We start from the raw sequence: 17,205 nt of genomic DNA on the forward strand, positions 1-17,205 counted from the left end.
GAGAAGTTTCGAGTTTCAAGGTTAAAAGTTCATTTGCCTGATACTTTTGCCTTGGAACTTGAAAACAAAAAACCGGACAACTGTCCTTGTCAAGTCGGTTAAAGTGATTTTTCAACTAGCCGCGCCAGTGCAATTGTTGTAAAATACGCGCGTTTCTAAGCAACCCACATGCAACTTTTTTGAGGAAAACCTGTGAGCGAACAAAAACAGTCTCTTAGCTATAAAGACGCGGGCGTAGATATCGATGCCGGTAATGCACTTGTTGAGCGTATTAAAGGCGTAGTTAAAAAAACCAGACGTCCTGAAGTAATGGGCGGTATCGGTGGTTTTGGCGCACTTTGCGAACTACCAACTGGCTATAAAGAGCCTGTACTGGTTGCTGGCACAGACGGTGTTGGTACAAAACTACGTTTAGCAATCGATCTTAAAAAGCACGACACAGTGGGTATCGACCTTGTTGCTATGTGTGTAAACGACCTTATTGTACAAGGTGCAGAGCCACTATTTTTCCTTGATTACTATGCAACGGGTAAATTAGACGTAGATACTGCGGCTGATGTTGTAACAGGTATTGGTAAAGGCTGTGAGCTTTCTGGCTGCGCTTTAATCGGTGGTGAAACTGCTGAAATGCCAGGTATGTACGACGGCGAAGACTACGACATGGCTGGTTTCTGTACTGGTGTTGTAGAAAAATCAAAAATTATCGACGGTACTAAAGTTGCTGCAGGCGACCAATTAATCGCACTTGCATCAAGTGGTCCTCACTCAAACGGCTTCTCATTAATTCGTAAAGTTCTTGAAGTATCTGGCGCAGACACAAGCGCAGAGCTTGAAGGCAAAACACTAGGCGATCACCTTTTAGAGCCAACACGCATCTACGTTAAACAACTACTTGAGCTATTCAAGCAGGTTGATGTTCACGCGTTATCTCACATCACGGGTGGTGGTTTCTGGGAAAACATCCCGCGCGTACTTCCTGAATCTGCAAAAGCAGTAATCAAAGGTGATAGCTGGGAATGGCCTGTTGTTTTCAACTGGTTACAAGAAAACGGCAACATCACAACACACGAAATGTACCGTACATTCAACTGTGGTGTAGGCATGGTTTTAGTTGTTCCAGCTGACAAACTTGAGCAAAGCTTAACAATCCTTAAAGATCTTGGCGAAAATGCATGGCATATCGGTGAGATCCAAGATGCGAAAGCAGGCGAAGAGCAAGTAGAAATTTTAGGTGGTCGTGACTAATGACCCCTTGTCGTCTTGTTGTATTAATTTCTGGTAGCGGTTCTAACCTTCAAGCCATCATCGACGCGTGTGCGCGTGGTGAGATTAAGGCCGAAATCGCCGCTGTAATTAGTAATAAAGCCGACGCCTATGGCCTTGAACGAGCAAAAAATGCAGGTATACAAACACGTGTACTTAGCCATAAAGATTTTGACTCGCGCGAGGCCTATGATGCTGAGTTAATGGACATTATTGACAATTTTGAACCAAATCTAGTTGTATTAGCTGGTTTTATGCGTATTCTTACTCCTAGCTTAGTGCAAAAATTTAAAGGAAAAATGTTGAACATTCACCCTTCTTTGTTGCCTAAGTACCAAGGGCTGAATACCCACCAACGAGCGATAGATGCAAAAGATGACGTTCATGGTGTTAGTGTTCACTTTGTCACAGAAGAGCTAGACGGCGGTCCCGTTGTTCTTCAAGCCAAAGTGCCGGTACTCGAAAACGATACCGCAGAGACACTCGCACAACGTGTTCATCAGCAAGAACATATAATCTATCCATTGGTGGTCAAGTGGTTCAGTGAACAACGACTCAAGATGGAAGCAGATTATGCAGTTTTTGACGAAAAGAAACTTCCTGCACACGGCGCGCACTACCCAGAATAAAAATCTAAGTGCCCTACTCGCTTGTGTGGGCACTTTATTACTTCCTACCAGTGTTTTAGCTGGCGACCTCACTCAATACCAAGCCAAATACGATGTACTTCGTAAAGGCGAAACCCATGGTAAAGCATTACGCGAGCTGAAAAAAGCCGCTGACGGTAACTACGTGATCACCTATCACAGTGAAATCGAATGGATGATTTTTTCGGACTCACGAAAAGAAACATCCATGTTTACTTATCACGATCAGAAAATTTCTCCAATGAGTTACACCATGGAGCGCTCAGGCACAGGGCCTGATAAAGAATACAGCTTGAAATTTGATGCAACGCAAAAACAAGTTCAAAGCAGCCAAAGTAAATATCCTCTTAAAATTGATTGGTCAGATGAATTTCAAGATTCACTGTCTTATCAAGTGCAAGTTCGCGAAGAGCTAAAACAAGGCAAAACGCAATTATCTTATCCACTTGTTGATAAAAAAGGCAATTTACGTAACTACAACTTTGAAGTTGTCGGCACAGAAATGATTTCATTGCCCATCGGCAATGTAGAAGCGATTAAAGTAAAACGTTTATACGATAACGACAAGCGTCAAGCACTCGCTTGGTTTGCCCCAGAAATGGACTACATGCTAGTTCGTATGTGGAAAGGTGAAAAAGGCGTAGAGCAATTTGAAGTGCAACTTAATTCATTTACCGTGACCACGCCTGTTAGTGTTCCAAATGAAGTGCAACAAGAAGTGAGTAATGAAGCGCCTGAGTAGCGCTTCATCTTTTATTTAAATCTTTTCGCCCATTTTAAACAGGGCAAACTCACCTGGCTCCATTTTCTGCCAGCGTTCATCATTAGTGAGTGGCCTTGTTGCAATCACAGTAACCACATCGTTCGGTGTGGTTTCTTTTTGAAAATCAACCACCATGTCTGCATCAATTAATGTCGCTTTGCCAAACGGCGCACGGCGTGTGATCCAATGTAGGTTATTGGTGCAATAAGCTAAAACGAAAACACCATCGGTAAGCAGCATATTAAATACGCCTTTTTCACGCAGTGTGTGGGCAAGCTTGGCAGCATAACGAAATACAGACGCCATATTTGATGGACGCTTTGGGTATTTTTCGCGAATTTTATCGAGCAGCCAACAAAACGCCAGTTCACTGTCGGTATTCCCCACAGGTCGATAGTAATCTGGTTTTAAATCATGATAATTCGATAATTGCCCATTGTGGGCATACGTAATCTCGCGTCCCCATAACTCACGAGTAAATGGGTGGGTGTTCTCAAGACAGACACGACCACGATTACCTTGGCGAATATGGCTTATCACCGAAATACTTTTTATTGGGTAAGCTTTTACGAGTTTGGCAATTTCTGACTGGCAACTTGGCTCAGGATCTTTAAATGTACGACAGCCTTTACCTTCATAAAAAGTGATGCCCCAGCCATCTTTATGTGGGCCAGTATTACCACCGCGCTCTAATAATCCTGAAAAACTGAAACAAATATCCGTTGGTACATTGGCCGACATGCCAAGCAACTCACACATAGAACTCTTAACCTATAAAATAATCGAAGGAAGGCATGATGGGCTGATCCCTGCCTGCGCTCATTGTTAATCATAGCGCTAAAGATGGCAACTGCTATGCTGAGATTTTCAGAACTATCTGAGCAATTCACAACTAATAGCAAGTTTAACGGCGCTGATTATAAGTAATTACTCAACAATTCCTCACCTGCTGTAAATGTTTTTGCACTGATAGCCATTTTAAAAATAATAAAACTCACCAAACAAGCCGTTTTAATCCTTGTTCCCCTCTTGATAATTCGCTTTTCTAGCGCTAATCTAAAGGAGGTGGTCTGACCTCTATTAAGGAATAATCAATGACTCTCATATTTTTACTTGGTTTACTCGTGCTGCTTAGTATTGCGAGTTACCACAGAGCAAGCTGGAATACCTGCTTAGGTATTGCCGTTGCGACTTTACTTGTTGGCACATTTGCTGGCGCGTTTGGCGCAATTAGTTGGCTACTATTCTTACTTATCGCTGTGCCACTTTCTGTGACTGGCGTTCGTCAACAATACATCATCAAACCTATCTTCGCTGCTTTCAAAAAAGTAACCCCGACGATGTCGGATACTGAAAAATCAGCAATCGATGCCGGTACTACGTGGTGGGAAGCGGACCTGTTTTGCGGTCGTCCTGACTGGAACAAATTACACCAATACCCAGCACCTAAACTGACTATCGAAGAACAAGCGTTTATTGATGGTCCAGTTGAAGAAGTGTGTAGCATGCTTGATGACTGGCACGCAACTCACGAACTAACTGATTTACCGCAAGATGTTTGGCAATATCTAAAAGATAATAAATTCTTTGCCATGATCATCAAAAAAGAATTTGGCGGTTTAGAGTTTTCTGCTTATGCACAATCATGTGTACTGCAAAAGCTTACCAGTAAATCGACGCTACTTTCTTCTATCGTAGGTGTACCTAACTCATTAGGTCCGGGCGAATTACTTCAACACTATGGTACTAAAGAGCAAAAAGATCATTACTTACCACGCTTAGCAAGTGGTCAAGAGATCCCATGTTTTGCTTTAACATCACCAGAAGCTGGTTCTGACGCAAGTGCAATTCCTGATTACGGTGTTGTTTGTAAAGGTGAATGGAACGGCGAAGAAGTTGTTGGTATTAGCCTAACATGGAACAAGCGTTACATTACTCTTGCCCCAGTTGCGACTGTGCTTGGTCTTGCATTTAAACTACAAGATCCTGACGGTTTACTAGGTGATGACAAAGAGCCAGGTATTACCTGTGCGCTGATCCCTACAGATACTCCGGGAGTAGAAATTGGCCGTCGTCACTTCCCGCTAAACGTTCCATTCCAAAATGGTCCTACTCGCGGTAAAGACATCTTCGTACCACTTGATTACATCATTGGTGGCCCGAAAATGGCCGGCCAAGGCTGGCGTATGCTTGTTGAATGTTTATCTGTTGGTCGTGCAATCACATTGCCGTCTAACTCAACAGGTGGCATTAAAACAATTGCGCTTGCAACAGGCTCTTACAGCCGTATTCGTCGTCAATTCCGTTTACCAATTGGTCAAATGGAAGGTGTTGAAGAGTCAATGGCAAAACTTGCAGGTTACGCATATAGCTCTGATGCTGCTGTTAGCATGTCTACAGGGGCTGTTGACCTTGGTGAAAAACCATCAGTTGTCTCTGCGATTATCAAATACCACTTAACTGAGCAAATGCGTGAAGCAACGATTCACGGCATGGATGTTCATGGTGGTAAAGGCATCATGCTTGGTCCAAACAACTACTTAGGCCGTGGCTACCAAGGTGCGCCAATTGCTATTACCGTTGAAGGTGCAAATATCTTAACGCGTAACATGATCATTTATGGTCAAGGTGCAATTCGTTGTCATCCATTCGTGTTAACTGAGCTAGGTGCTTGTGCAATTGAAGACCGTGAAGAAGCGCTAGCAGTATTCGATAAAGCGTTAATGGGTCACGTTGGCTTTACTATTTCGAACCTTGTTCGTACTAAGTGGTTAGCACTAACGAATGCTCGCTTCACAAGTACACCGTACAAAGACGAAACAGCTGAGTTTTATCGTGTTGCGTCACGTTTCAGTGCATCATTAGCATTAATGTCAGATATCAGCATGGCGGTATTTGGTGGTTCATTAAAACGTAAAGAGCGTATCTCTGCACGTTTAGGTGACTTACTAAGCTACTTATACCTTGTATCTGCAACACTTAAACGTTACAACGACGAAGGCCGTAAAAAAGAAGATTTTGCGCTAGTTCAATGGAGCTGCCAAGATCACCTTTACCACTGCCAACGTGCACTCGCTGACTTAATTAATAACATGCCATCTGCACCACTACGTGCGATGCTAAAAATCATGTTATTCCCATTCGGTCGTCCAGTACGTAAGCCTACTGATAAGCTTGAGCACAAACTTGCACACTTATTACAAGTACCGAGCGAAACTCGTAACCGTTTAGCTAACTACATTTACCTTAAAAACGAGCCACTTAACCTTGTTGGTCGCCAAGAGCAAACGCTTAAAGACATTCTTGAAGTTGAGCCTCTGTTTGACAAGGTATGCCGTGAGAAAGGCGTAAAACTGCCTTTCTTCCAACTTGATAAAGTAGCGCAAATGGGCCTAGAAGCAGGCATTTTAAGCCAAGCTGAAGCCGACAAACTAGCTGCTGTTGAAAAAGCCCGTCTTGACGTTATTAACGTTGACGACTTTGACCCAGCAGACTTAGTTGCAGGTAATGTTGCCCGCGGCGAGAGCGATAAAAAAGCAGACGCTGCTTAAGCTAGCAAAACAATTCCAATTGTTATGAAAAACCAAACCAGCGCAAATTGCGCTGGTTTTTTTGTTTATAAACCCTCTAGCACATTCCTTGTCCCTATTTATTTACATGATTTGTAACAAATATCGAACTGGTAAAACTTGCGTTTAGATTATGGACAGGCAACACTTGATAACGAAAAATTAACAAGGAATAATTACAATGAAACCGAGTTTTCAACTAGCTGCCGTTGCATGCGCGCTTAGCCTTGCGCTTGCAGGATGTTCTCAATCAACCCCATCAACAAGTAGCACCGAAAGCGTGCAACAAAGCCAAACTGTTAAACAGTATGATGCTGAAACCTTTTTTGATACAACCTCAATTATGGGCAGCAGCTTTTCATCGAAAGGCGACAAAATACTCGTTAGCAGTGACGAAAGCGGCATTTATAGCCTTTATGAAGTAGATATAAAAACCGCCAAAAAAACCCGCTTAACAGACTTTGAAGACAGTACTTATGCTGTGGCTTATTTCCCTAAAGATGAGCGCGTACTATTTACTAAAGACTCAGGCGGTAACGAGCGTTATCACATTTACGTTCGCGAAACAGATGGCACAGTTAAAGACCTCACCCCGGGTGAAGAAACCCGTGCAGGATTTGCAGGCTTCACAGAAGACGGTAAACACTTTTTTATAACCAGCAATCAGCGTGATGCTAAGTTTATGGACCTATATCGTGTTGATGCTAACAGCTATGAAGTAACGCCTGTTTATCAAAATACTATGGGGCTAGATGTCGGCGCAATCAGCCCTGACGGCCGCTTTATTGCTTTATCGAAAAATAATTCGAACAAAGACAGCGATGTTTTTATTCTCGATACGCGTAAAAAAACACTGAAACCAGAGCTCATTACCCGTCATGACGATGACGCTAAGTATGGCCCAGAAACCTTCTCAAGAGACAGTAAATCATTGTATTACTCAACCGATGCCAAAGGTGAATTTGCAGAGGTGTGGCGCTATGACTTAACGACCGGCGAGCACAGCCCTGCCCTCAAAGATGAGTGGGATGTGAGTTTTATTTACTTCTCTAAATCTGGCCGTTATCAAGTAAGCGGTGTTAATGCTGACGCAAGCACTAAAGTGTCGATAATTGATACCACCACAGGTAAAGGTATTGCCATGCCATCGCTGCCAGCTGGTAACTTACGTGGTGTGAACTTTTCAGCTGATGAAAAGACCATGGCGTTTTATTTAAATTCAGATACCTCGCCAAGTAACCTATTTGTGTGGCAACTCGGTGAATCAAAAGCTAAACAATTAACCAACACATTAAGTGATGCAATTGATCAAAATGACTTGGTTGAAAGCACAATTGTGCGCTTTAAAAGCTTTGATGGTCTAGAGATCCCTGGGGTTTTATATAAGCCTAAGCAAGCTAACAGCAACAACAAAGTACCAGCTTTAGTTTGGGTGCACGGCGGTCCTGGCGGCCAAAGTCGCACAGGATATAGTGCAATGCAGCAGCATCTAGTCAATCATGGTTATGCCATTTTTGCAGTTAATAACCGTGGCAGCTCAGGCTATGGTAAAACCTTCTTCCATTTAGATGATAAAAAACACGGCACTGATGATTTACAAGATATTGTTTACGGTAAAAAACACCTACAAAGCCTAGATTGGGTTGATGCTGATAAAATTGGCATCATGGGGGGCAGCTATGGTGGCTTTATGACCGCCGCAGCACTTGCCTTTGAACCTGAAGAGTTCAAAGTAGGCATTAATATATTTGGTGTAACAAACTGGGTTAGAACCTTAAACTCGATTCCACCATGGTGGGAAAGCTTTAAAAAGGCACTGTATGATGAAATGGGCGATCCCGCGACAGATGGTGAACGTCACCGTGCCATTTCGCCACTATTTCATGCTAAAAATATCACCAAGCCATTAATGGTGATCCAAGGTGCTAACGACCCTCGCGTTTTACAAGTTGAAAGCGATGAACTTGTTGCCGCTGTAAAGGCAAATGGTGTGCCTGTTGAATATGTATTATTCGATGATGAAGGCCATGGTTTTACTAAAAAAGAAAACCGCATAAAAGCCTCAAATGCATACCTTGAGTTCTTAAATACCTACTTAGATAAATAGCAAAATTGCAAAGATAAAGAGCCGGTATCTATACCGGCTTTTTTATGCAAAACACCTGTATAGAATCAAAATTCAGCAGTTTATACAGCACTGTATAAAACACTGTATAGCTTTAATGGTAAATTTTTCACCTTTTTCCCACCTTCAAATTGGAACCATAAACCACTGTTTTATTACAATTAAATTATTTTAATTAAAATAAAACTGAATCATTGGTTAAAAAATAGCAAAAAAGTACTTGCGCAAAAACACTGTATAAACTACTGTATACACATACTGTATAAACAACCAGTGAGTGAAAGTTATGTTACAGCCAATTACCTTAAGAACAGTTAAAAGCTACCAACAAGATAACGACAAAGCGTCTGTTAATTTAATTCAAATTGAAGACGAAATTTCAGCAACTTTTGAGCTATTAAAAGTATTGCATCATTACAATAGCCAAAATGCATGGACACTATTAATTGCTCCTGATCATGTTCCTAGTAAAGCCTTACTAGATTCATGTTCGATTGATACCAGCAAACTTCTTGTGATCAGACAAAAACATTTAGTTAATCTTGAGTATGTTCTTAGTTCAGCATTACATAACGGTAATTTTGCTGCTGTGATCACATGGACAGATATTGTAAACAATCATCAACTTGATTCGATGAACTTAAACCTTGAGCAGGCATCTGCTAAATTTTATTGTTTTACAAAAAGCGCTCAATTAAACAATTTAGTACCGCAGCCACAATAGGCTTGTTAAAATAACAATTTATAGTTTTAGGTAAGTTGTTATGACATCACTCACACACTCCCTTTGCCCTTGTGGCAGCGAATCGACTTACGAGCTTTGCTGCCAGCCTTTTCATACAGGTGCAAGCCAAGCTGATACCCCAGAGCAACTTATGCGTTCTCGTTTTAGTGCATACGCGCTAAAAGATGCAAAATATGTATTTAGTACTTATGCACAAAGCCAGCAAGCCGCGAACCCGGTTCGCGAAATTAAAGATTTTGCTAATAGCTGCCGTTTTACCAAACTCAGTGTTTTAGAGACTGAACATAACGAGCAAGAAGGCTTTGTAGAATTTAAAGCAAATTACTTTTACCAAAACTTGTATTGTGAGTTACACGAGAAGTCGCGTTTTATTAAAGAAGATGGCTTATGGCGTTACCTTGATGGTGATATAACGCCAGTTGCAGATATTAAAATTGGCCGTAATGATGAATGCCCTTGTGGTAGCGGCAAAAAATATAAAAAGTGTCACGCTCTTTAATTGCTCTGATACCAATCCGCTTAATTAAGTAGTCTATTTTGAGGCAATAAAACCTCGTTGATAACAAGGCAAAAATTTCGTTATTTAGTTGTTCTAAATGAGAAATTTTTAACGCAGTTAGCGACAGGTTTGATCCCTCAAAATGATTAAGTATTATTGCGGGTTGGTATTAACCTGGTAAATCCAGTCTAAGGCTTGGGTAATCGTTGTTGGGAATGCAGTTGCATGGCGTGCCTGAGGAATAACAAATAAATTTGTTGTAACCAGCGCGCCACTTTGTTTATTAATTTTAGCTGCTAATTGCCTTGCGCCCGACACCATTTTTTCACCTTCGCTTTCTTCAAGTTCTCCCACTGCGATGTAAACTTTTGTTGTGTTGGCAGCTGGTTTTACAGCCATAGCTAATATTGAGTTTTCTTTAAACCACACTGAAGGACTACCGATAATATAATTTGAAAAAAGCGAAGGCTCAGTGAATAAGGTATAAGCCGCAAATAAACCGCCAAGTGAGTTACCGACTAACGTACTTTTTTGGGTTGTTCTGAAGTCGGCCTCAATATAAGGCAATACAGTATGTTTTAGGTAGTTTAGATACTGACTTGCTCCGCCAGTTTTACGCTGCCAATTTTTATCTTCAAATGGCGTATAGTCATAAATACGGCTATTAAGCCCAGATACACCTTTTTGATATCCTACTGCAACGATAATTACCTCTTCTATAGCCCCCGAATTCATCATAAAGCGACTAGCACCAGAGGCAATTGGCAAACTGTAGTTTGCATCTAATAGGTAAACAACTGGGTAGCGCTTCTGGTTTTGCTTTTGGTAGCTGCGTGGCAACTTAATCGTAATGGGGTATTCGTTTTCGGTATGTTTATCTTTAAGTAACACAGTATTAGTACGTGGCAAAGTAAACGGCTCAGCATGGCTTACATCGCTCACGCCCAAAACACTGATCACAAAAACGAGCAATATATAAGGCATAATTAATCCTTTAGCCACTTCTTAATTGGTAACAGCCACTCATCTTTTGGTTTATAAAATGCACCATGGGAGAGCCCTGTATTAATGCTTATTTCTTCGAACTTGGTTACGTCACTTCTATCAATTAAAAATTGGCAAGAGCCAACCTGATCTGAGCGCTCAAAGATAGAATACACCTTGCCATAAGCCTTAACTGATGTGTGATTTTTTATAAGGCCTGCACAACCTGCCAATATAATTAAGTTGATACGTGTACGTTTAAGTTCATTGACTGCCAGTATCGATAATGCCCCGCCCCGTGAAAAACCAACCAAACTAATGTTCGACTCAGCAACACCGGCACTGATCAATGCTTCGACATCTGCAGCGAGTTTTTTCGCAAACGCAAAAGGTTCAGTGTCTTTTGGCCTGTGATAGGCAATTAAATGATAACTCTCATCTGCCAGTGCTTCTTTTACAGCCACAAAATCATAAATCCCAAAGGTTTTGTGAACAGGCTTAGGGTTTGTCCCTTCAACGATAAAACCATGTGAATAAAAAACATAGTGACCATGCGGGTCAATCTCTGTTGGAAACTGGCTGTAAATAGTGCCAGCGCTAACAGGCAAAACCCAGCATGCACAGAGTAAAAGTACGGTACGTATCACAAGCATTCCTTTAAAAAATCACATTACACCTAATAGAAGATAATAACACCATAAAAAATAATATCTTAGCAAACAACTAAACCCTACTCTCAGTAATTTTAATTAAATATCAAATTACTAATCGCAAGCTGTATCACGATTTAAACTGCAAGTTTCAACTTGAGGTAAATTCATGGAATTTCATAGTTAAACTACAAAAAACAACATGACAACGCTGTCAATTATTTATGAAAAGGCGTATTGTAAAAAAGCAGTTAAAATAACTGCAGGTTTTAGACGTCTAGACGTTGAAAAAATAAATTCTAAGGCGTAGTATGTTCGTAATCTGAGTTAGACTCACATTTTCCATGAGATTTTTTAAAGATGATTGATATAAAGCACCTAAAAACCATAGCGACCCTTAAAGAAACAGGCTCTTTGGTCAATACCGCCCGTGAGTTGTTTTTAACTCAATCGGCTTTATCGCATCAAATTAAAGATCTCGAGAATAAGTTAGATTGCCAGCTGTTCGAACGTAAAACACAGCCTGTGCGTTTTACTCCGCAAGGTATGCTACTTCTGGAGCTTGCTAATGAAGTATTACCTCGTGTTGAGGCAACAAAATGTCGGTTAAAAGAAAGCCTTAACCAGCCAATCTCAAATTTACGTTTAAGCGTTGAGTGTCATGCCTGCTTTCATTGGTTGCTCCCAACCATCAAAGAATTTAATAATTTTTGGCCTGATATTAAAATTGATTACGAGCGCGGCTTTAGTTACGACGCCATTCCAGATTTAATTAATGATGAATTAGACCTAGTGCTGACTTCTGATATTCGTGAACCAGATCAACTTGAGTATGCTCACCTGTTTGATTTTAAATTAAAACTAATCGTTGCACCGGATCATGAGTTGGCAAAAAAAGCCTATGTCACCGCCCTTGATTTAAAAAACGAAACAATTATTTCGTACCCTATTCCCCGTGAGCGCCAAGACATCTTTAAACATTTTATTCAAAATGCACGCTTTGATGGCACGCTTAAAACGGTTGACCAAGGCTTATTGATATTTCAATTAGTGAGTGCAGGTATGGGGGTTGCAGCATTACCAGATTGGCTAGTCACCCCTTATGAAAGCCAAGGACTCATTAAGTCTATTCCGTTAGGTGCACTTGGCCTTACTCGCCCTATGTATTTAGCGATGAAAAAGAATATGAAAGATAACCCAGTTTATCGCCACTTTTTAAATACGTGTAAGCAAAATAACGGTCGCTAAAGCAATGTAAAATAACTAACATAGCTGCATCTGTTACAGACAATAATGTTGATACATGTTTGAAATTAAAAAAATCATTGGCTCGTTATTAATGCCCCTGCCATTGCTCGGGCTGCTTACTTTAGTGATGGTATTTTTAGCCATTGCACATAAACGCAAAGCACTCTATTTTGGCTTTATTAGTATTTTAACTTTAATGCTGATAAGCACGCCATTTATTGGTCAGTCACTGATAGCTGCAAGCAATAACCCTGCATGGCAATTTAACCAAGCAAAACACCCTAAACTCGATAATATTGTGGTACTTGGCTGCTCTATAATGCCCAACTCGCGCCTTCAAGCAAACCACCAGTTAGGCGATTGCGCGCTTGCTCGATTACTTGAAGGTGTTAAGCTTGCCCACCACTACCCAAATGCCAACCTCTATGTATCAGGAGGCGGTTTTGCCAATACTACCAATAGCCAGCTCATGTTTGAAACAGCAAAAGCGTTAGGTATTTCTGCAACGAGAATTAAACAAAACTCCCTCGCTATGGATACCGCAGAAGAAGCGAAACGACTTGCCATTTATTTAGTCGATAAAAAAACTGCCCTAGTCACCTCAGCAAGCCACATGCCGCGAGCGAAAGACTTATTTAATGCACAAGGTGTTGATGTGATCCCAGCGGCAACCGACTTTCAAGATTTTAGTCAGTATCCAACGTACAAACAGTTTATACCTAACATTGCAGTACTTGTTGCAGTTACCAGAGTCGCTCATGAGAAAATTGGCAGTGCTTGGGTGAGTGTGCGCCGCTGGATTGATCCAGAGGCGCTGTAGAACAATCAGACTGGATTGTCGATATCGATAAACGTTACATCAAAACCGTGCTGCTCAGCTAAAAGCTCGCCTAAGGCTTTAATGCCATAACGCTCAGTAGCATGGTGACCAGCTGCAAAAAAGTCGATACCTTGCTCGCGTGAACTATGAATCGTTTGCTCAGAGGCTTCACCTGTAAGATAAGCATCAATTCCTTGGGCTGCCGCTAAATCAATATACCCTTGTCCGCCACCTGTGCACCAAGCGATGGTTTCGATTTTCTCTTTTCTTACCAAACTAGTTAATGGTGCACGATTAAGTACTTGGGTTATTTTGGCGCTAAATTCTTCACCACTTAAAGGTGTTTTTAAACGGCCTTTTACCGGCACACTATTTGGACCAGATTCAAGCCCACCTGTGAACTCAATATCGAGTAACTTAGCCAGTTGCGCGTTATTACCAATTTCAGGGTGTATATCTAGCGGTAAATGATAGCCATATAAGTTAATATCATTATTTAAAAGCGCTGCAATACGTCGCTTTTTCATGCCCGTGATTGACTGCGATTCCCCTTTCCAGAAATAGCCGTGATGTACCAAAATAGTATCTGCATTTTCTGCAATAGCAGCATCAATCAATGCTTGGCTAGCTGTGACACCCGTCACTATCTTTTTTACGTCGCTCGCACCTTCAACTTGTAAGCCATTTGGGCAAAAGTCAGCGATAGAATCAGGTTTAAGAATGTCGTTTAATAATTGAGTAAATTGTTTGCGTTGCATATAAAAATCGTCCTTCAACCCTCTATTTTGTGCAAATTTTGGCGTTTATGAGTGAAAAATGGAAGGAAAATCGCAAAAAATTGAAAAGTAAGCTGAAAATAGGTATAAATATATATTCTTAATCTGTGTTTACAACGTATAGGGTCTCTGATGAGCAAACTAGACAAAACAGAAGTGTTAAATGCCTTCGAAGCAGCATACGAAGCAGCGAATGGTAAGAAACCTGAAATCACAACAAAACCTGGTTGGTATAGCATCGACGGTGGCAAAAATATGCGCCTTGCTGATGTTGCAGCGCTGACTGAAGAGCTCACTTCTGGTAAAACAGCTGAGCCTAAAGCAGAAGAAGCACCTAAAGCACCAGCGAAAAAAACCAAAACTAAAACCGCTGCACCGGCTAAAACAGCTAAGAAAGCATCGTTCACTGTTGTTACAGCAAACGATGATGGTTACAAAGCTGAAGAGCTTTGGATTGTTAACCTAGCTGAAAAAGACCACGATTGTCGTTTACCGCGTGGTGTTGTGTAATCAAATTACACTTAGCAATTTTAAAAACCGCTACTCGTTAGCGGTTTTTTTATGGCTGTTCATTTGGCTAGTTATAACCCATTGGCTTAAATAGCCAAACAACACAATAAATACGGTTCCAATCAATACAGGCATCACTAAAAAGTCCCAGCTTTGCATAGATTGCATTATCAAAATTGGGTTTGCGCCTGCCGCTGGATGTACTGTGTCCGTCAACATCATTAGGCTAATTGCCAACCCTGTAGCTATAGCAATTTCAACAGGCCCTACACCGACATAATTTACAAATACAACGCCGATTAGTGCAGTTAAAAAGTGCCCACCAATAACATTCTTCGCTTTAGCTAAAGGGCTGTGTGGCACACCAAATACCAGCACCGCAGTTGCCCCAAATGGGGCCATCAACCACACACCATAAATTCCTAATTGCTGTAAATAGGCCAATACAAAAATTGCCATACAAGCAAATATACCCGCAATGGCCGCCTTGCTTACTTTATTCTCCATAAAACCTCCAATAGGTAGACCGACTTGTCTACCCAGCAAATAGTAGACAAGTCGGTCTACTTCTGTCAAGCTATCATTAGTCATCTAATGAGGCCTTGTTATGGATAAACGAACACATATTATTTTGACCGCCCTGTCACTTTTTTATCAAAAAGGCATTCATAGTGTGGGAATAAACGAAATTATTAGTGTGGCGGGTGTCGCCAAAAAAACCATGTACCATCATTTCTCAAGTAAAGATGAGTTATTATTAGCGTGCCTTAGTGAGCGACATAACAGGTTTTTTAATTGGTTAACGCATGCCACCAGCAAGCTAACTACTGTTGAAGAATTTAAAGTAGCTTTGATCAGCTGCCATGAAGCTTGGTTTAATTCTGAGGTGACTGAGTTAGGTGATTTTAATGGCTGTTTATTTATTAACACTGCCGCTGAGTTTGCTGATCCTGCAAGCCCGATAAATCAAGCCTGCAAAGAGCATAAAATGGCAGTACAGCAGTTAATTAAACAGCGTCTATCAGCGTGTAATAACATGAAAAGTTCGCAGCTAGACTCGCACAGCCACTATTTGATGACGCTTGTAGAGGGCATGATCTGCCAAGCAAAACTAGTAGGAATTAAACAGTTTCCTCATTTAAAGCAATAAATAAACAATAAAAAAGCGGCACAATGGCTAATGCTGATCAGTTAAGAAGTTGATCAGTTGACCGATCAGAATGATCATGCACAATCCGTAGTTAGGCAACTAACTACGGATTTTTTTGTGAATATAGAACAAGCTCTTCATTCTGCTTTCGAAGAAAGCACTCGTTATCACACGTTTGAAAAATTATCTGAAATTTTATCTTCTGACCTGATTGAACAAGGCTTTCAACAAGCTGGAGTAGCCACAGTTAGAAAGCGCAGGTTGCCTTTAGAAGCTGTGCTTTGGTCTGTTATTGGCATGGCATTATTTCGTAAAGAATCTGTCTGGAATATTGCGAATAAACTAGACATTATGCTGCCTGGCAAAAATCAGTTAGTCGCCCCGAGTGCCATGGTTCAAGCTCGCCAGCGATTAGGTGATGACCCCGTTAAGCAAGTCTTTAATAAAGCTGCTGATAATATGTACCATACAGAAGAGTTTGACACGTGGGCTGGGTTAAATTTATTAGCGGTTGATGGTGTTGTTTGGCGTACGGCCGATTCAGATGAGAATCGTGAAGCATTCTCATCGGCTAGCAACCAATATGGTGATACAGGATTCCCACAAATTCGCATGGTTTGTCATATGGAACTCACCAGCCACCAACTGATAAGCAGTGAGTTTGATAACTATAAGACGAATGAAATGAAGCTTGCTGAACGACTGATTGAGCGTACACCTAACCACTCGTTGACCATGTTTGATAAAGGGTACTATTCACTGGGCTTGTTAAATCGATGGCACAGCACTGGAGAAGAAAGGCATTGGCTAATACCTGCAAGACCTGATTTACAATACGAAGTCGTTTCTAAGGTTGGTAACAATGACCTGATAATTGAGCTCAAAACCACTAAGCATGCGCAAAAGAATTTCCCCGATGTTCCCGAAGTTATTAAAGCAAGACTGGTTAGTAAAACCATAAAAGGTAAAAATTACCGAATATTAACCTCGATGGTAGATAGACTTCGTTTTCCAAGTAGCGAAATAGTTGATTTATACAGCCATCGCTGGGAAATAGAATTAGGGTATCGAGAAATAAAGCAAACAATGCTAGATAGCACATACCACCTTCGGAGTAAGCGCCCTGATATGGTTAGACAGGAGCTATGGGGGATCCTCCTCGCATACAATTTAATTCGAAGGTTGATGACCCTAGCAGCAAAAGCTGAAGGAATATGGCCTAACCAACTCAGTTTCTCAAGCTGCTCGATGGCAGTTATTCAATACTTTTCATCAATATCAATTATGAGCCCCGGTAATATTCCAATTCACTGGGAGCATCTGTTAGGTACGCTGAGACTATTTAAACTGCCACCTAGAAGAGAAGATAGGCGATACCCAAGAGCGATAAAGCCTAAGCCATCAAAGTACCCACATAAAAAAAGAAATGCCAGTCAGCTTAACTGACTGGCATTGG

General features: G+C 41.2%; 17 protein-coding genes. 12 read left to right on the forward strand and 5 right to left on the reverse strand.

Going from position 1 to position 17,205, the window contains the following annotated elements; genetic code table 11:
• Positions 1–192: 192 nt before the first annotated feature.
• Genes purM through PASHI_RS00630 form a run of 3 tightly spaced genes read left to right on the forward strand, consistent with a single transcriptional unit; the run spans position 193 to position 2,652 of the window.
• Entirely contained in the window at positions 193–1,245 is a 1,053-nt protein-coding gene (gene purM, locus PASHI_RS00620) for a phosphoribosylformylglycinamidine cyclo-ligase (protein ID WP_054551593.1), read from the forward strand.
• Positions 1,245–1,892: a phosphoribosylglycinamide formyltransferase gene (purN, locus tag PASHI_RS00625; protein WP_054551594.1), complete on the forward strand. Its 648-nt coding sequence runs from the start codon at positions 1,245–1,247 to the stop codon at positions 1,890–1,892. Before purM ends, purN begins: the two co-directional genes overlap by 1 nt.
• Positions 1,837–2,652, forward strand: a complete 816-nt coding sequence (locus tag PASHI_RS00630) for a DUF3108 domain-containing protein (RefSeq protein ID WP_082710847.1) — start codon at positions 1,837–1,839, stop codon at positions 2,650–2,652. Before purN ends, PASHI_RS00630 begins: the two co-directional genes overlap by 56 nt.
• A gap of 15 nt (positions 2,653–2,667) precedes the next feature.
• Here PASHI_RS00630 and PASHI_RS00635 read toward each other — a convergent pair whose 3' ends face one another.
• Positions 2,668–3,432 carry a class II glutamine amidotransferase gene (locus PASHI_RS00635; protein WP_054561775.1) on the reverse strand — a complete coding sequence of 255 codons (765 nt, stop codon included), beginning with the start codon at positions 3,430–3,432 and terminating at the stop codon, positions 2,668–2,670.
• Positions 3,433–3,767: 335 nt separating this feature from the next.
• Between PASHI_RS00635 and fadE the strand changes: the two genes are divergently transcribed.
• The 4 genes from fadE to PASHI_RS00655 all read left to right on the forward strand — a co-directional run bounded on the left by fadE (position 3,768) and on the right by PASHI_RS00655 (position 9,611).
• Positions 3,768–6,224, forward strand: a complete 2,457-nt coding sequence (gene fadE / locus PASHI_RS00640; protein WP_062564231.1) for an acyl-CoA dehydrogenase FadE — start codon at positions 3,768–3,770, stop codon at positions 6,222–6,224.
• 199 nt (positions 6,225–6,423) lie between these two features.
• Positions 6,424–8,349: a S9 family peptidase gene (locus PASHI_RS00645; RefSeq protein ID WP_062564232.1), complete on the forward strand. Its 1,926-nt coding sequence runs from the start codon at positions 6,424–6,426 to the stop codon at positions 8,347–8,349.
• Between the two features lie 304 nt (positions 8,350–8,653).
• On the forward strand, positions 8,654–9,091 hold the full coding sequence (locus tag PASHI_RS00650; protein ID WP_054551944.1) for a SulA-like leucine-rich domain-containing protein: 438 nt from the start codon (positions 8,654–8,656) through the stop codon (positions 9,089–9,091).
• Positions 9,092–9,131: 40 nt separating this feature from the next.
• A complete protein-coding gene (locus tag PASHI_RS00655) occupies positions 9,132–9,611 on the forward strand; it encodes a YchJ family protein (protein ID WP_062564233.1) in 480 nt (159 codons plus the stop codon).
• 153 nt (positions 9,612–9,764) lie between these two features.
• Here PASHI_RS00655 and PASHI_RS00660 read toward each other — a convergent pair whose 3' ends face one another.
• Both PASHI_RS00660 and PASHI_RS00665 read right to left on the reverse strand, forming a co-directional pair.
• The gene (locus PASHI_RS00660; protein ID WP_062564234.1) at positions 9,765–10,595 is read right to left on the reverse strand and encodes an alpha/beta hydrolase; all 831 of its coding nucleotides are present in this window, start codon (positions 10,593–10,595) and stop codon (positions 9,765–9,767) included.
• A 2-nt stretch (positions 10,596–10,597) separates the two neighbouring features.
• Complete coding sequence (locus PASHI_RS00665) at positions 10,598–11,242, reverse strand: alpha/beta hydrolase (RefSeq protein ID WP_244269364.1); 645 nt, start codon at positions 11,240–11,242, stop codon at positions 10,598–10,600.
• 363 nt (positions 11,243–11,605) lie between these two features.
• Between PASHI_RS00665 and PASHI_RS00670 the strand changes: the two genes are divergently transcribed.
• Together PASHI_RS00670 and PASHI_RS00675 are read left to right on the forward strand one after the other, a co-directional pair.
• Positions 11,606–12,493 (forward strand): LysR substrate-binding domain-containing protein, encoded by an 888-nt coding sequence (locus PASHI_RS00670; RefSeq protein WP_054551603.1) that lies wholly within the window; start codon positions 11,606–11,608, stop codon positions 12,491–12,493.
• Between the two features lie 55 nt (positions 12,494–12,548).
• A complete protein-coding gene (locus PASHI_RS00675) occupies positions 12,549–13,313 on the forward strand; it encodes a YdcF family protein (RefSeq protein WP_062564236.1) in 765 nt (254 codons plus the stop codon).
• Positions 13,314–13,318: 5 nt separating this feature from the next.
• Here the strand turns inward: PASHI_RS00675 and PASHI_RS00680 are convergent, their stop codons facing one another.
• Positions 13,319–14,071, reverse strand: a complete 753-nt coding sequence (locus PASHI_RS00680; RefSeq protein WP_062564237.1) for a Nif3-like dinuclear metal center hexameric protein — start codon at positions 14,069–14,071, stop codon at positions 13,319–13,321.
• A gap of 150 nt (positions 14,072–14,221) precedes the next feature.
• Between PASHI_RS00680 and PASHI_RS00685 the strand changes: the two genes are divergently transcribed.
• Positions 14,222–14,599 (forward strand): hypothetical protein, encoded by a 378-nt coding sequence (locus PASHI_RS00685; RefSeq protein WP_054561783.1) that lies wholly within the window; start codon positions 14,222–14,224, stop codon positions 14,597–14,599.
• 30 nt (positions 14,600–14,629) lie between these two features.
• On the opposite strand, the gene PASHI_RS00690 is transcribed toward PASHI_RS00685, so the two are convergent.
• A complete protein-coding gene (locus tag PASHI_RS00690; RefSeq protein WP_062564238.1) occupies positions 14,630–15,106 on the reverse strand; it encodes an HPP family protein in 477 nt (158 codons plus the stop codon).
• Between the two features lie 100 nt (positions 15,107–15,206).
• Here PASHI_RS00690 and PASHI_RS00695 point away from each other — a divergent pair, with 100 nt between their 5' ends.
• The gene (locus tag PASHI_RS00695; RefSeq protein ID WP_062564239.1) at positions 15,207–15,749 is read left to right on the forward strand and encodes a TetR/AcrR family transcriptional regulator; all 543 of its coding nucleotides are present in this window, start codon (positions 15,207–15,209) and stop codon (positions 15,747–15,749) included.
• A 117-nt stretch (positions 15,750–15,866) separates the two neighbouring features.
• Complete coding sequence (locus PASHI_RS00700; protein ID WP_062564240.1) at positions 15,867–17,195, forward strand: IS4 family transposase; 1,329 nt, start codon at positions 15,867–15,869, stop codon at positions 17,193–17,195.
• Positions 17,196–17,205: the final 10 nt, after the last annotated feature.

Source organism: Pseudoalteromonas shioyasakiensis (assembly GCF_001550135.1).
Classification (GTDB): Bacteria; Pseudomonadota; Gammaproteobacteria; order Enterobacterales; family Alteromonadaceae; genus Pseudoalteromonas; species Pseudoalteromonas shioyasakiensis.

Coding starts and splice junctions, on each gene's coding strand:
- PASHI_RS00670 (WP_054551603.1), top strand. CDS start 11,606: ATGATTGATATAAAGCACCTAAAAACCATAGCGACCCTTAAAGAAACA.
- PASHI_RS00675 (WP_062564236.1), top strand. CDS start 12,549: ATGTTTGAAATTAAAAAAATCATTGGCTCGTTATTAATGCCCCTGCCA.
- PASHI_RS00645 (WP_062564232.1), top strand. CDS start 6,424: ATGAAACCGAGTTTTCAACTAGCTGCCGTTGCATGCGCGCTTAGCCTT.
- PASHI_RS00680 (WP_062564237.1), bottom strand. CDS start 14,071: ATGCAACGCAAACAATTTACTCAATTATTAAACGACATTCTTAAACCT.
- PASHI_RS00650 (WP_054551944.1), top strand. CDS start 8,654: ATGTTACAGCCAATTACCTTAAGAACAGTTAAAAGCTACCAACAAGAT.
- PASHI_RS00660 (WP_062564234.1), bottom strand. CDS start 10,595: ATGCCTTATATATTGCTCGTTTTTGTGATCAGTGTTTTGGGCGTGAGC.
- PASHI_RS00695 (WP_062564239.1), top strand. CDS start 15,207: ATGGATAAACGAACACATATTATTTTGACCGCCCTGTCACTTTTTTAT.
- PASHI_RS00690 (WP_062564238.1), bottom strand. CDS start 15,106: ATGGAGAATAAAGTAAGCAAGGCGGCCATTGCGGGTATATTTGCTTGT.
- PASHI_RS00655 (WP_062564233.1), top strand. CDS start 9,132: ATGACATCACTCACACACTCCCTTTGCCCTTGTGGCAGCGAATCGACT.
- PASHI_RS00630 (WP_082710847.1), top strand. CDS start 1,837: ATGCAGTTTTTGACGAAAAGAAACTTCCTGCACACGGCGCGCACTACC.
- PASHI_RS00635 (WP_054561775.1), bottom strand. CDS start 3,432: ATGTGTGAGTTGCTTGGCATGTCGGCCAATGTACCAACGGATATTTGT.
- purN (WP_054551594.1), top strand. CDS start 1,245: ATGACCCCTTGTCGTCTTGTTGTATTAATTTCTGGTAGCGGTTCTAAC.
- fadE (WP_062564231.1), top strand. CDS start 3,768: ATGACTCTCATATTTTTACTTGGTTTACTCGTGCTGCTTAGTATTGCG.
- PASHI_RS00685 (WP_054561783.1), top strand. CDS start 14,222: ATGAGCAAACTAGACAAAACAGAAGTGTTAAATGCCTTCGAAGCAGCA.